The organism is Citrobacter sp. Cb023 (assembly GCF_030336805.1).
Lineage (GTDB): Bacteria > Pseudomonadota > Gammaproteobacteria > Enterobacterales > Enterobacteriaceae > Citrobacter > Citrobacter braakii.
This window is the reverse complement of the sequence record NZ_JAOWCV010000025.1, coordinates 17,082-29,900: the sequence shown is the minus strand read 5'-3', so window position 1 is coordinate 29,900 and position 12,819 is coordinate 17,082. Positions and strand designations below refer to the sequence as shown.

Genomic DNA, 12,819 nt, shown 5'->3' with positions numbered 1-12,819 from the left:
GATGCAAACCGTTTTAGCGAAAATTGTCGCAGACAAGGCGATTTGGGTAGAAGCCCGCAAACAGCAACAACCGCTGGCCAGCTTTCAGAATGATGTTCAACCCAGCTCTCGTGATTTCTACGATGCGCTGCAAGGTGCACGCACCGCCTTTATTCTGGAGTGCAAAAAAGCGTCTCCGTCAAAAGGCGTGATCCGTGATGACTTCGACCCGGCACAGATTGCGGGCGTATATAAACAATATGCTTCCGCGATTTCCGTACTGACCGATGAGAAATATTTCCAGGGGAGCTTTGATTTCCTGCCCATCGTCAGCCGCATCGCACCGCAACCGATTCTGTGTAAGGACTTTATTATCGATCCTTACCAGATTTACCTGGCGCGCTTCTATCAGGCGGACGCCTGTCTGCTGATGCTGTCGGTACTTGATGATGAGCAATATCGTCAACTCGCCGCCGTCGCCCACAGTTTGAAAATGGGCGTACTGACCGAAGTCAGTAACGATGAAGAGCTGGAGCGTGCTATCGCACTGGGCGCCAAAGTCGTCGGTATCAACAACCGTGATTTACGCGACCTGTCGATTGATCTGAATCGCACCCGCCAACTTGCGCCGCGACTGGGTCATGGCGTAACCGTCATCAGCGAGTCGGGTATCAATACCTATGGTCAAGTGCGAGAACTCAGCCACTTCGCCAACGGTTTTCTGATTGGCTCCGCGTTGATGTCGCATGATGATCTGCATGCTGCCGTGCGTCGCGTTCTGCTCGGCGAAAATAAAGTCTGCGGTTTAACCCGGGCTCAGGATGCAAACGCGGCATACGAAGCGGGTGCCATATACGGCGGGTTGATTTTTGTGTCCACATCGCCACGCGCGGTCAGCGTTGAACGCGCACGCGAGGTCATGACCGGCGCACCGCTGCAATATGTCGGGGTGTTCCGCAACACAGAGATCACCGACGTGCGCGAAACAGCGGTGGCTCTGGGGCTAACAGCCGTGCAATTGCATGGTAGCGAAGACCAGGCCTATGTTGACGCCCTGCGCGACGCGCTACCCGAACAGGTGCAAATCTGGAAGGCATTAAGCGTCAGCGAAACGTTGCCAGCTCGTGATTATCAGCACGTCGATAAATACGTATTCGACAATGGTCAAGGCGGCAGCGGTCAACGCTTCGACTGGTCACTTTTAGGCGGACAATCGCTGGATAACGTTTTACTGGCTGGCGGACTCGGCGCTGATAACTGCGTTGACGCGGCAAAAACCGGCTGTGCCGGTCTCGATTTCAATTCTGGCGTAGAGTCACAGCCGGGCATCAAGGATGCACGTCTTTTGGCTTCGGTCTTTCAGACGCTGCGCGCATATTAAGGAAAAGGACATGACAACATTACTCAATCCGTATTTTGGTGAATTTGGCGGTATGTATGTGCCACAGATTCTGATGCCTGCCCTGCGCCAGCTGGAAGAAGCTTTTGTCAGCGCGCAAAAGGATCCTGAATTTCAGGCGCAGTTTACAGACCTGCTGAAAAACTATGCTGGTCGTCCAACTGCACTGACCAAATGCCAGAATATTACTCAAGGCACCAACACTACGCTATATCTCAAACGTGAAGATTTGCTGCACGGCGGCGCGCACAAAACCAACCAGGTGTTGGGCCAGGCGTTGCTGGCGAAGCGTATGGGGAAAACGGAGATCATCGCCGAAACCGGCGCGGGCCAGCACGGTGTTGCATCAGCTCTCGCCAGCGCACTGCTGGGGCTGAAATGCCGTATTTATATGGGTGCAAAAGACGTTGAACGCCAGTCGCCAAACGTTTTCCGTATGCGTCTGATGGGGGCTGAAGTTATCCCGGTTCACAGCGGTTCTGCAACGCTGAAAGATGCCTGTAACGAAGCGCTGCGCGACTGGTCTGGCAGCTACGATACCGCGCACTATATGCTCGGTACGGCGGCAGGTCCACATCCCTTCCCGACCATTGTTCGTGAATTTCAGCGCATGATCGGCGAGGAAACTAAAGCGCAGATCCTTGAAAAAGAAGGTCGCCTGCCGGACGCGGTTATCGCCTGCGTGGGCGGCGGTTCTAACGCCATCGGTATGTTCGCGGACTTTATTAATGAAACCAGCGTCGGTCTGATTGGCGTCGAGCCTGGCGGCCATGGGATTGAATCAGGGGAACATGGCGCACCGTTGAAGCATGGTCGTGTCGGGATTTACTTCGGCATGAAGTCCCCGATGATGCAGACCGAAGAAGGACAGATTGAAGAGTCTTACTCTATTTCCGCGGGGCTGGATTTCCCGTCTGTCGGGCCGCAGCATGCGTATCTGAACAGCATTGGTCGCGCCGATTATGTTTCGATCACCGACGACGAAGCGCTCGAGGCCTTCAAAACGCTGTGTCTGCACGAGGGGATTATTCCGGCGCTGGAGTCCTCCCATGCCCTGGCACACGCATTGAAAATGATGCGTGAAAACCCGGAAAAAGAGCAGTTACTGGTGGTTAATCTCTCCGGTCGCGGCGACAAAGACATTTTCACCGTACACGATATTCTGAAAGCGCGAGGGGAAATCTGATGGAACGTTACGAAAACCTGTTTGCACAGCTGAAGGACCGCAAAGAAGGTGCTTTTGTCCCCTTCGTAACCCTGGGCGATCCGTCTGTTGAGCAGTCACTGAAAATCATTGATACGCTGATTGACGCCGGTGCTGATGCCCTTGAGCTCGGTATTCCGTTCTCCGATCCGCTGGCTGACGGTCCAACCATTCAGGAAGCCACCTTGCGTGCGTTTGCCGCCGGCGTCACGCCGTCGCAATGCTTTGAAATGCTGGCGCTGATTCGCCAGAAGCACCCTACGATTCCCATTGGCTTGCTGATGTATGCCAACCTGGTGTTTAGCAAGGGCATTGACGAGTTTTACGCCCAGTGTGAAAAAGTGGGCATGGATTCCGTGTTAGTGGCCGATGTTCCCGTTGAGGAGTCCGCGCCATTCAGAGCTGCGGCGCTCCGCCACAACATTGCGCCAATTTTTATCTGCCCACCGAACGCTGATGAAGAACTGCTGCGCCAGATAGCCTCTCATGGCCGCGGCTATACCTATTTGCTTTCGCGTGCGGGCGTGACTGGTGCAGAAAATCGAGCGGCGTTACCGCTGCATCACCTGGTCGAAAAGTTGAAAGCATATGATGCTCCGCCTTCTTTACAGGGGTTTGGTATCTCTGCGCCTGAACAGGTAACCGGCGCGATTGACGCTGGCGCTGCTGGCGCTATTTCCGGCTCGGCAATTGTGAAAATCATTGAGAAAAATGTTGCGGCACCGGAACAGATGCTGGCTGAGCTGAAAGCTTTTGTCAGCGCGATGAAAGCCGCCACCCGGCAGTAAGCTAAATCAACCGCCAGAGACTTCTGGCGGTTTTACGCTTCTTTCGTGTGCTTCATTTTATACATGGCGCTATCTGCATTCTGAATAGCCACATCCAGTTCACCGTTCACCTCTGCAATCCCCCACGATACTGACAATGGTACGGTATGACCGTCCACTACAAACACATGGCTGGTCACCTGCCCGCTGATACGTTGAGCAATTGCGATGGCATCAGTTGCCTGCGAGCGAAACAGCAGGATCATAAATTCATCCCCGCCGGTACGAATCACAATATCGTGACTGGTGCGGGTGTTTGATAACATCCTGTTGGCGATAATTTGCAGCGCACGATCGCCTGCCGCGTGACCCCAGGTATCATTGACGGCCTTGAACTTATTGCAGTCCAGTAGCACCACCGAACAGTGTGATAAATCTCGGCGCTTGATGATGTCGAGTATTCGGCGATTAAAGCAACCGGTCAGGGTGTCTATATAAACCTTCAGGTCGCTTTCGTTTAGCCATGATTTTAGCGAGAAACTAATCATGATGAAAAAGAACGGCGCCAGCAGGATCACGATCCCGGCATGGGTATCGCGCGTCATAAAACGGCCTAATGAAAGCGAATAGTGCAGCGCATATTTCTCCGAAAAATTGCGCACTAAAAAACGGGATTGACCTGTACATTTACCGGATAAACAGAGACTTTCATTGTTGGTCAAATTTACCAATTCCACATTCAGCTCTGGTGGGAGCTGGTAGTCAAATGCTTGAGCCAACGCTTCCTGCAATTCGGGCTTTGAATGGTCATAAACCAGATAAGCCACGATTTGGTCTGATATCTCTTTGCCAGACAGATCGTAGATATAGCTCACCACGCTGTAAGCTTTTTCACCGGTAATTTTATCGGTATAGAAGTTCGTTGAACTAAGGGCTTTGTTTTTGACGTTTTTTTGCAACAGTCGGGTATAGAAATCGACCGGCGGATAGAAAAAGTTGGTGAGATCCCGCGCCATTTCAGAATTTGAGAAACTGAAGTTGCGCGAATCGGAAGCCATAAACCAGTAAAAATAATCAGAATTTTTGGCGATAATATAACGATGTTCATCGAAGCTGCCCGGATTTAGCTCGTTAACCATACCGCGAATAAACTCCGCCGCCGTATACATACACAGCGCGTTGTGGCTGGCTTGCTGGGCAATAATTGTCCCTGTTACCGAATGCAGACGCTTTGGGTCGGCGTTAATTCCCCATTCAATCTCATTGCGGGGAACAAATTGTGAAATATCGCCACATTGCTCACCCGATTTAATATGGTGATAGCGCTCACCAATCGCATCGGCGATCAGCTCATTATCGTTAAAAATGTCCATCATGCGCGCTTGCATGCGGTTAACACCGTCACTGACTGCAGCCATCCGCTGCTCATAAATTATAAACAGAAACAACGACGTAAATATCAACGTAATGAGCCCTGATACCAGCAGTGCCTGCCTGTTTCTGAGCTTGTCCTGCACAATCTTCACGAGTTCACCCTGATAGTTAACATATTGCCAAACCGGTTACCCGTTTCTGTCGTTGCATAACTGCGCTGTATGTTGATTGAGAATGTTAACCGTCCCTAAGCTGATGCCTTAGAAGCCCGCCGTTGTGTGCGCTAAAGTTACAGACTTATACAATAAAAGCACATTTTTGTTAACATAAATGCAAACTAATCATCACCCTCAATCGGATACCCTGCCCGACGAATGGCCTCACGACAATCGCTCACGCCTGCGGCATAGCCCGCTTCAATCTCACAAACAGGACTGGCGCTGCAATAAGGTAGTTTAACCGGAGTCGCAATGCGTTTCTCCAGCACTTCAATTTTATCCATAAAATTCAATAAATCACGCGCGGCACTCACGGCGAACTCTGCCGTTTCATCTCCGGTGAATGGTTCCAAAAGTGTGATTTTTTGTTGTAGCAGGTGGCGAGTCAACATCATCGTCAATACCCTCAAAGCCAGTTTGCTTAAAGAGTAGCATTACATCGACGGGGAGAAAGGCAGGAAGAAATAAACGGGTAATAAAAAAGCTGACCGTGGAACGATCAGCTTTTCCGTATTTTAATCACGGACTTAGAAGCGATAACCCGCGGAGAACATAAACACCCACGGATCGAGGCGGACGCTGTCATGCTGCTGCGCGCCAGCCAGTTTGTAGCTCGCGGTGGTGTCGATATCCATGTACCAGACTGACATGTTAATCAGCCAGTCGCGGTTAATCAGATAGTCCATACCCACTTGCCCTGCTGCGCCCCAGGAGTCTTTCAGGCTCAGGTCAGATAAACCGGTTTCTTTGCCGTTATTGTTAAAGCCTTCGTCAAAGAAGGTGGTGTAGTTCACACCGACACCAACGTACGGACGCAGTTTGCTGCTGGAATCGCCGAAATACCACTGCGCCATTAAGGTTGGTGGTAAATGGTGAACGGTCGCAATATCACCTGTTGTGGCAGTGCCAATTTTATGGCGGAACGGCGTAGCTGCCAGTAATTCAACACCGATATTGTCGGTTGCCATGTAGGTAAATGTCAGACCCAACTGCGTGTTATTGCTGACATCAAAGCCACCCAGGCTTCCCAGCGTACCACCCGCGCCTTCCGTCGGTCTGACGGTGGCAGAACCTGCACGAATAAAGAATTCTCCGGCCTCATGCGCAAATACGTTACCAGAGAGAAGAGTTGTTAAAGCCACTGCTGCAACTGTTAATTTTTTCATGTCCGCTCCATCGTTATGGTTATAAAAGCGGAACGAATATACCCACATTGGAGTAATAAGTGATCTAACCTGGATCACATTGACTTTGATAATTTAACATTTATTGATCCAGATTAAGTTAGAACTTGCATTCAAAATCCTGGTTAACCTAATTCAGATCAATTTTGATATATTTTCGCCACGCAAGTACCTGGCCTCCGTTGCAGAATAGCGATGGTTATTTGTTCGTGATGCGCAGAGAACAACCAACGTTCTTGCATGACGCTGAAGTCATAGTCAAAAATTACCGGGGCTTTACAAAGATATGCTTTTCCATACACCGCGCGATGCTGCCACTGTAGAGTTATCCAGGGTACAATTGCCCACAAATGAACACCTGCAAAACTCAAGGAGAGTGCATGTCTATCACGGCGAAATCCGTTTACCGTGACACGGGAAACTTTTTCCGTAATCAATTCATTACCATCTTGCTGGTATCGTTGTTGTGCGCGTTTATCACAGTGGTGTTAGGGCATGCCTTTTCTCCCACCGACGCACAAATTGCGCAACTCAGTGAAGGCGATCAGTTAACCAGCAGCGTGGGATTGTTCGATCTGGTGCAAAACATGCCCCCGGAGCAACAGCAAATTTTGCTACGCGCTTCCGCGGCGTCGACGTTTTCCGGTCTGATTGGTAATGCCATCCTCGCCGGAGGTATTATCCTGATGATTCAGCTGATTTCAGCCGGTCATCGGGTCAGCGCGTTACGCGCCATCGGTGCCAGCGCGCCGGTTTTGCCGAAGCTGTTTATTCTGATTTTTCTGACTACTCTGCTGGTGCAAATCGGTATTATGCTGGTGGTAGTACCCGGTATTCTGCTGGCTATCCTGCTGGCACTTGCACCGGTGATGTTAGTACAGGACAAAATGGGTGTCTTTGCCGCGATGCGCAACAGTATGCGTCTGGCGTGGTCGAATATGCGCCTGGTTGCACCAGCAGTGATCGGTTGGCTGTTGGCAAAAACGTTGTTGTTGCTTTTTGCGCCAAGTTTTGCGGTACTTACGCCAAATGTAGGCGCGGTATTGGCGAACACGCTGAGCAATATGATCTCCGCCGTGTTGCTGATCTATTTGTTCCGCCTGTACATGCTAATTCGCCAATAAACCCTGAACGCATTCCGGGCTTGTACCCGGTGCTTTTGATGACGGAATCGAAGAATGAAGCAGTTTCTTGATTTTTTACCGCTGGTTGTCTTTTTTGCTTTTTATAAGCTCTATGACATCTACGCGGCGACCTCGGCGCTGATTGTTGCGACGGCTGTGGTTTTGATTTACAGCTGGGTCCGCTATCGCAAGGTCGAGAAGATGGCATTGATCACTTTTGTTCTGGTAGCCGTGTTCGGTGGCCTGACCATTTTCTTCCACAATGATGAATTCATTAAGTGGAAAGTAACGGTGATTTACGGGCTGTTTGCCGGTGCGCTGCTGGTTAGCCAATGGGTAATGAAAAAGCCGCTGATTCAGCGCATGTTAGGTAAAGAGCTGAGCTTGCCACAGCCGGTTTGGATAAAACTTAACTTCGCCTGGGCCGTCTTCTTTATCCTGTGCGGTCTGGCGAATATCTATATCGCGTTTTGGCTACCGCAGAATATTTGGGTCAACTTTAAAGTATTCGGCCTGACCGCCCTGACTTTACTATTTACGTTACTGAGCGGAGTCTATATTTACCGCCACCTTCCGCAGGAAGATAAATCGTAATAAATGCTCGCCAGATCTCCGGATCTGGCGAATTTTTATCCCTTCGCGTTCCTTGTTGCCATCAACCTGGCTTACTTCCGCCGCGCAGGCCGCATCCCCTCTGTTCTCAGCGCGTAAATTCTAGTAGCATCGCGCCTGTAATCTTTCTCTATAGTCGGTTCTACAATGACAACAACGAATAACACTCCCCAGGGCGAACTGGTTTTACGCACTCTGGCTATGCCTGCCGATACCAACGCAAACGGTGATATTTTTGGCGGCTGGCTGATGTCACAAATGGATATAGGTGGCGCTATTCAGGCCAAAGAGATCGCACATGGTCGCGTGGTAACGGTGCGGGTTGAAGGAATGAGCTTTTTGCGCCCGGTTGCCGTGGGCGATGTGGTTTGTTGCTATGCACGCTGCGTGAAACGCGGGACGACCTCGATCAGCATTAATATTGAAGTCTGGGTGAAGAAAGTCGCTTCAGAACCTATCGGCCAGCGCTATAAAGCTACCGAAGCCCTGTTTATCTACGTTGCCGTTGATAAAGACGGTAAACCGCGGCCGATTCCCTCCCTGGCCTGATAGCACGCGCAAGCATCGCCATCCGGCAATCATTCTGCCGGATTTGGCGGCGTAACGCCAAATCCGGCCTGATGCTTACTCGATCTGTGTTGTGCCGTTCAGGCGGAAAACAATATTCACCACCAGCCCGGAACCTGGCTTACCGGCTTCATAACGCCATCTGCGCATCGCATTTTTCACTTCACGCTCAAACATATTCGCAGGCTGTGCGGACAGAACTTCCACATTTTCAACCCGGCCATCCGAGGTCACGTCAAATTTGACCTTCACACGGCCTTCAATGCGCAATGCCTGTGCACGTGCCGGATATTGAGGCTGATTACGACTTAAGGCTCGCGGACCCGATGGTACGCTCACCGCCGGTTTAGTGGTTGCCGGAGCGGTACTGGTTGTTGGACGAGCAGGCGCCGTATTTTCAAACGGGGATGCCGGACGAGGCTCTGCTGGTTTAACATCACGCTTCGGCTGCTCTTCCACCTTTTTCACCGGTTTTGGCTTCGGTTTAGGCTTGGGCTTCGGTTTCTCAATCACTACCGGCGCTTCTTTTGGCGGTTCGGGGATCGGTTCTGGCTCCGGTTCAGGCTCGACAACGGGTTCCGGCGGCGGCTGAACGGCCTGAGGCGGTTCAAGATCGGCAGGCGCAACCATCGTAACGGAGATCGGCTGCGCTGGCGCAGGCAGTTCAATAACCTGATGTACCGAGGTATACAGCAAACCTGCCACTACAGCACCATGAATGCCGACAGAAAGTAACGTAGGCCAGGGAAAGCGACGAGGTAAATCAAGGGTCATTGAAGTCATAATCGTTTCAGTAAAAAAACCAGGCCCTGATTTTAAATGCAAATAGCAATCATATTCAATAAGACCGTGAAGCTAACTGGCATTTAAAACGCGATTTTATGATAAAAAACCATTTTCAAAGTATGGCCTTAACATATTAGTTATCTTTCCGTTGCAGTTACCAGGCCTTTCCAATAACGTAAATATGACCTTTTACCGTTCAAGGAGCTCTACCCGTGCTGTACGTTATTTACGCTCAAGATATCGCAGACTCTCTCGAAAAACGTCTTTCCGTACGCCCTGCTCATCTGGCTCGTCTGCAACTCCTTCATGACGAAGGCCGTTTGCTCACGGCGGGTCCCATGCCAGCGGTTGACAGTAACGATCCGGGCGCCGCAGGCTTTACCGGCTCAACGGTGATTGCAGAATTTGAATCTTTAGAAGCCGCGCAGGCGTGGGCTGAAGCCGATCCCTACGTGGCGGCAGGTGTTTACGCGCAGGTTTCAGTAAAACCGTACAAAAAAGTATTTTAAAAACAAAACGAAAAGCAGACATTGGGCACCGACAGCGGTGCCCTTTTGAGATCAGATGTTGTGGATCGCAAACAGCAACGAGTTACGTTGATGGTTGAGAATACACTTTCTGATGGTATGGATACGCATATTACGGCGCGATTGTCCTTCAAGCCAACGTGCTTTACGGCGGCTAGCCTGACGCAGCATCCGCCAGCGTCCCACTTCCGTTCTACTACGCTTCATGTTTACTACTCTTTCAGTCACTGAGCGGCCATTATAACGCCACACCGAATGCAGACCAGTGGTTTTCCCGTGTTTTTATTTGCCAGATTAATCCTGATGCGTAAACTCTTAACAATACGCTTTCAAAAGGATTTTTAAATTTATGACAACCTTCTACACCGTGGTGAGTTGGCTGGTCATTCTGGGTTACTGGGTACTCATTGCTGGCGTAACATTACGCATTCTAATGAAACGACGCGCAGTGCCCTCCGCAATGGCCTGGCTTTTGATCATCTATATTCTGCCATTGGTAGGGATCATTGCTTATCTTTCCTTCGGTGAGCTCCACCTGGGTAAACGTCGCGCCGAACGCGCCCGGGCAATGTGGCCGTCAACGGCCAAGTGGCTGAACGATCTTAAAGCCTGTAAGCATATTTTTGCGCAGGAAAACAGCAGCGTCGCGTCATCCTTATTTAAGCTGTGCGAGCGTCGTCAGGGAATCGCTGGCGTTAAAGGGAATCAACTGCAGTTGCTCACCAGTTCAGAGGACGTGATGCAGGCATTGATCCGTGATATTCAACTGGCGCGTCACAACATCGAGATGGTGTTCTACATCTGGCAACCGGGCGGTATGGCCGATCAGGTCGCCGAGTCATTAATGGCCGCCGCAAGGCGTGGAATTCACTGCCGCCTGATGCTGGACTCCGCGGGTAGCGTGGAGTTCTTTCGCAGCCCATGGGCGGCGATGATGCGTAACGCGGGTATCGAGGTTGTTGAAGCGCTGAAAGTAAACCTGATGCGTGTATTTTTACGCCGTATGGACCTGCGTCAGCACCGCAAAATGATCATGATCGATAACTATATTGCTTATACCGGCAGCATGAACATGGTCGATCCCCGTTTCTTCAAACAAGATGCCGGCGTCGGGCAATGGGTGGATTTGATGGCGAGAATGGAAGGCCCGGTAGCCACCGCTATGGGCATTGTCTATTCCTGCGACTGGGAAATTGAGACCGGCAAGCGCATTCTGCCCCCGCCGCCAGACGTCAATATCATGCCGTTTGAGCAGGCCAGCGGCCACACCATTCACACTATCGCTTCGGGACCTGGTTTCCCTGAAGATTTGATTCATCAGGCGCTGTTAACCGCGGCTTATTCGGCGCGTGAATATTTAATTATGACCACGCCCTACTTCGTTCCCAGTGACGATCTGCTGCACGCGATCTGTACGGCGGCGCAGCGCGGGGTTGACGTCAGTATTATTCTTCCACGCAAGAATGATTCCCTGCTGGTTGGCTGGGCAAGCCGGGCCTTTTTCACTGAGCTGCTGGCCGCTGGCGTTAAAATCTATCAGTTCGAAGGTGGCTTACTGCACACCAAGAGCGTACTGGTCGATGGCGAGCTGAGCCTGGTCGGTACCGTTAACCTGGATATGCGCAGTCTGTGGCTCAATTTTGAAATCACGCTGGTCATTGATGATGCCGGATTCGGTGGCGATCTCGCGGCAGTACAGGATGATTATATTTCGCGTTCTCGTCTGCTTGATGCCCGTTTGTGGGTAAAACGACCACTCTGGCAGCGGATCGCTGAGCGACTGTTTTACTTCTTTAGTCCGTTGCTGTAAAACGTGCCCATCAGACAGTAAACAGGTAGTCATTATGGATATGGATTTGAACAATCGCCTGACTGAAGACGAAACGCTTGAGCAGGCTTACGATATTTTTCTCGAACTGGCTGCGGACAACCTGGATCCAGCCGACATCATTCTGTTCAATTTACAGTTTGAAGAGCGCGGTGGTGCCGAGTTATTCGACCCGGCAGAAGACTGGCAGGAGCATGTTGATTTTGACCTGAACCCTGACTTCTTTGCCGAAGTGGTGATTGGTCTGGCAGATACAGAAGACGGCGAGATTAACGATATTTTTGCGCGCGTTTTATTATGTCGCGAAAAAGATCACAAACTCTGCCATATTCTCTGGCGCGAATAACAAACAAAAAAGCTGCTCTCGCAGCTTTTTTCATTTTTAGCCCGGCAGTTTACTTCCGCAGCGGTTACAAAACTGCGCACTATGTTCATGCTGCGCCTGCTGACACTGTGGGCATCTACGCTGATATCCGCGCTGTTGGAACGCACTGCTCATGTGTGTGGTTATCAATCCGGTCGGTATCGCAATCACAGAGTATCCAATCAGGATAAGCACTGACGCCACCATGCGTCCCAACGGCGTGTGCGGTGTAATGTCACCGTAGCCGACGGTGGTGACCGTAACAATTGCCCAATACACTGACGCATTCAGCGTAGTAAAGCCATATTTGGGCCCTTCTATCAGATACATCATCGCGCCGAAAACAACCATCAGAATGGCAATAAAGGAATAGAACAACATCAGTTGATGACGGGCGCTTTTTAACGCATTCCAGAACACTCGCAGAGAAGGCATAAAACGCAGCAGCTTGAGAATACGCAAAACGCGCAGGACACGCATCGCTCGCCAGGCGAAGACATAGCTCAAACTGATTTCAGGCCATAGCCACATCACGTACAGCGGTAGAATGGTGGCCAGATCGATAATCCCCCAGAAGCTAAACACATATTTTGCGGGATTGGCCCAGCTGCATAAGCGAAGAAAATATTCGAGGGTAAAGACCAGAGTAATAAAGATCTCCAGCCAGACAAAAATGCGCCATTCCTCAAAGGTTAAATGGTATTGCGTCCCGACCCCGGACTCAATGAAGATAACAATAACGCTGAGCAAGGCGAACAGCGCGCACATACCTTCAAAGCGACGCCCTGAACGGGTGTTTAAATCGAATAATTTGCGATAGAGCGCGCGGCGGACAGAAGAGACTAAACCTGACACATATACCTCACCAAAAAGAAGGGCTGACCTT

General features: G+C 50.7%; 15 protein-coding genes and 1 pseudogene. 10 read left to right on the top strand and 6 right to left on the bottom strand.

Translation table 11 applies throughout. The features are described from left to right. Position 1 precedes the first annotated feature (1 nt). Genes trpCF through trpA form a run of 3 tightly spaced genes read left to right on the top strand, consistent with a single transcriptional unit; the run spans position 2 to position 3,370 of the window. On the top strand, positions 2-1,360 hold the full coding sequence (gene trpCF, locus OGW44_RS01455) for a bifunctional indole-3-glycerol-phosphate synthase TrpC/phosphoribosylanthranilate isomerase TrpF (protein ID WP_104652193.1): 1,359 nt from the start codon (positions 2-4) through the stop codon (positions 1,358-1,360). Between the two features lie 10 nt (positions 1,361-1,370). Next, positions 1,371-2,564 carry a tryptophan synthase subunit beta gene (trpB, locus tag OGW44_RS01450; RefSeq protein ID WP_003020645.1) on the top strand — a complete coding sequence of 398 codons (1,194 nt, stop codon included), beginning with the start codon at positions 1,371-1,373 and terminating at the stop codon, positions 2,562-2,564. Beyond that, a complete protein-coding gene (trpA, locus tag OGW44_RS01445) occupies positions 2,564-3,370 on the top strand; it encodes a tryptophan synthase subunit alpha (protein ID WP_185654653.1) in 807 nt (268 codons plus the stop codon). The genes trpB and trpA overlap by 1 nt, the downstream gene beginning before the upstream one ends. Positions 3,371-3,402: 32 nt before the next feature. On the opposite strand, the gene OGW44_RS01440 is transcribed toward trpA, so the two are convergent. The 3 genes from OGW44_RS01440 to ompW all read right to left on the bottom strand — a co-directional run bounded on the left by OGW44_RS01440 (position 3,403) and on the right by ompW (position 6,107). Then, a complete protein-coding gene (locus tag OGW44_RS01440) occupies positions 3,403-4,875 on the bottom strand; it encodes a GGDEF domain-containing protein (protein WP_185654654.1) in 1,473 nt (490 codons plus the stop codon). Between the two features lie 185 nt (positions 4,876-5,060). Next, the gene (locus OGW44_RS01435) at positions 5,061-5,336 is read right to left on the bottom strand and encodes a hypothetical protein (protein WP_016153262.1); all 276 of its coding nucleotides are present in this window, start codon (positions 5,334-5,336) and stop codon (positions 5,061-5,063) included. 132 nt (positions 5,337-5,468) lie between these two features. Next, a complete protein-coding gene (ompW, locus tag OGW44_RS01430) occupies positions 5,469-6,107 on the bottom strand; it encodes an outer membrane protein OmpW (protein WP_016153263.1) in 639 nt (212 codons plus the stop codon). A 283-nt stretch (positions 6,108-6,390) separates the two neighbouring features. Here ompW and OGW44_RS01425 point away from each other — a divergent pair. From OGW44_RS01425 to yciA, 4 genes and pseudogenes are all read left to right on the top strand, one after another. Beyond that, positions 6,391-6,477, top strand: a pseudogene (locus tag OGW44_RS01425) (YkgJ family cysteine cluster protein); the annotation flags it as partial. 28 nt (positions 6,478-6,505) lie between these two features. Further along, on the top strand, positions 6,506-7,249 hold the full coding sequence (locus OGW44_RS01420; RefSeq protein ID WP_286454017.1) for a YciC family protein: 744 nt from the start codon (positions 6,506-6,508) through the stop codon (positions 7,247-7,249). 54 nt (positions 7,250-7,303) lie between these two features. Beyond that, the gene (locus OGW44_RS01415) at positions 7,304-7,843 is read left to right on the top strand and encodes a septation protein A (protein ID WP_019076883.1); all 540 of its coding nucleotides are present in this window, start codon (positions 7,304-7,306) and stop codon (positions 7,841-7,843) included. A 165-nt stretch (positions 7,844-8,008) separates the two neighbouring features. Next, positions 8,009-8,410 carry an acyl-CoA thioester hydrolase YciA gene (gene yciA, locus OGW44_RS01410; RefSeq protein WP_016153266.1) on the top strand — a complete coding sequence of 134 codons (402 nt, stop codon included), beginning with the start codon at positions 8,009-8,011 and terminating at the stop codon, positions 8,408-8,410. Positions 8,411-8,485: 75 nt separating this feature from the next. Here the strand turns inward: yciA and tonB are convergent, their stop codons facing one another. Next, a complete protein-coding gene (gene tonB / locus OGW44_RS01405; protein ID WP_094762092.1) occupies positions 8,486-9,202 on the bottom strand; it encodes a TonB system transport protein TonB in 717 nt (238 codons plus the stop codon). A 224-nt stretch (positions 9,203-9,426) separates the two neighbouring features. On the opposite strand from tonB, the gene OGW44_RS01400 reads away from it, so the two are divergent. Then, complete coding sequence (locus tag OGW44_RS01400) at positions 9,427-9,723, top strand: YciI family protein (protein WP_003020675.1); 297 nt, start codon at positions 9,427-9,429, stop codon at positions 9,721-9,723. A gap of 51 nt (positions 9,724-9,774) precedes the next feature. Here OGW44_RS01400 and OGW44_RS01395 read toward each other — a convergent pair whose 3' ends face one another. Then, entirely contained in the window at positions 9,775-9,948 is a 174-nt protein-coding gene (locus OGW44_RS01395) for a YciY family protein (protein WP_016153268.1), read from the bottom strand. A gap of 142 nt (positions 9,949-10,090) precedes the next feature. Between OGW44_RS01395 and cls the strand changes: the two genes are divergently transcribed. After that, on the top strand, positions 10,091-11,551 hold the full coding sequence (gene cls / locus OGW44_RS01390) for a cardiolipin synthase (protein ID WP_185654655.1): 1,461 nt from the start codon (positions 10,091-10,093) through the stop codon (positions 11,549-11,551). Positions 11,552-11,585: 34 nt separating this feature from the next. After that, complete coding sequence (locus OGW44_RS01385) at positions 11,586-11,915, top strand: HI1450 family dsDNA-mimic protein (protein WP_003020691.1); 330 nt, start codon at positions 11,586-11,588, stop codon at positions 11,913-11,915. A 36-nt stretch (positions 11,916-11,951) separates the two neighbouring features. Here the strand turns inward: OGW44_RS01385 and OGW44_RS01380 are convergent, their stop codons facing one another. After that, a complete protein-coding gene (locus OGW44_RS01380; protein ID WP_049269434.1) occupies positions 11,952-12,788 on the bottom strand; it encodes an ion transporter in 837 nt (278 codons plus the stop codon). Positions 12,789-12,819 lie beyond the last annotated feature (31 nt).

What these genes read in the sequence shown, in the direction of transcription:
- trpCF (WP_104652193.1), top strand. Translation starts at nt 2, where the DNA reads ATGCAAACCGTTTTAGCGAAAATTGTCGCAGACAAGGCGATTTGGGTA.
- trpB (WP_003020645.1), top strand. Translation starts at nt 1,371, where the DNA reads ATGACAACATTACTCAATCCGTATTTTGGTGAATTTGGCGGTATGTAT.
- trpA (WP_185654653.1), top strand. Translation starts at nt 2,564, where the DNA reads ATGGAACGTTACGAAAACCTGTTTGCACAGCTGAAGGACCGCAAAGAA.
- OGW44_RS01435 (WP_016153262.1), bottom strand. Translation starts at nt 5,336, where the DNA reads ATGATGTTGACTCGCCACCTGCTACAACAAAAAATCACACTTTTGGAA.
- ompW (WP_016153263.1), bottom strand. Translation starts at nt 6,107, where the DNA reads ATGAAAAAATTAACAGTTGCAGCAGTGGCTTTAACAACTCTTCTCTCT.
- OGW44_RS01420 (WP_286454017.1), top strand. Translation starts at nt 6,506, where the DNA reads ATGTCTATCACGGCGAAATCCGTTTACCGTGACACGGGAAACTTTTTC.
- OGW44_RS01415 (WP_019076883.1), top strand. Translation starts at nt 7,304, where the DNA reads ATGAAGCAGTTTCTTGATTTTTTACCGCTGGTTGTCTTTTTTGCTTTT.
- yciA (WP_016153266.1), top strand. Translation starts at nt 8,009, where the DNA reads ATGACAACAACGAATAACACTCCCCAGGGCGAACTGGTTTTACGCACT.
- tonB (WP_094762092.1), bottom strand. Translation starts at nt 9,202, where the DNA reads ATGACCCTTGATTTACCTCGTCGCTTTCCCTGGCCTACGTTACTTTCT.
- OGW44_RS01395 (WP_016153268.1), bottom strand. Translation starts at nt 9,948, where the DNA reads ATGAAGCGTAGTAGAACGGAAGTGGGACGCTGGCGGATGCTGCGTCAG.
- cls (WP_185654655.1), top strand. Translation starts at nt 10,091, where the DNA reads ATGACAACCTTCTACACCGTGGTGAGTTGGCTGGTCATTCTGGGTTAC.
- OGW44_RS01385 (WP_003020691.1), top strand. Translation starts at nt 11,586, where the DNA reads ATGGATATGGATTTGAACAATCGCCTGACTGAAGACGAAACGCTTGAG.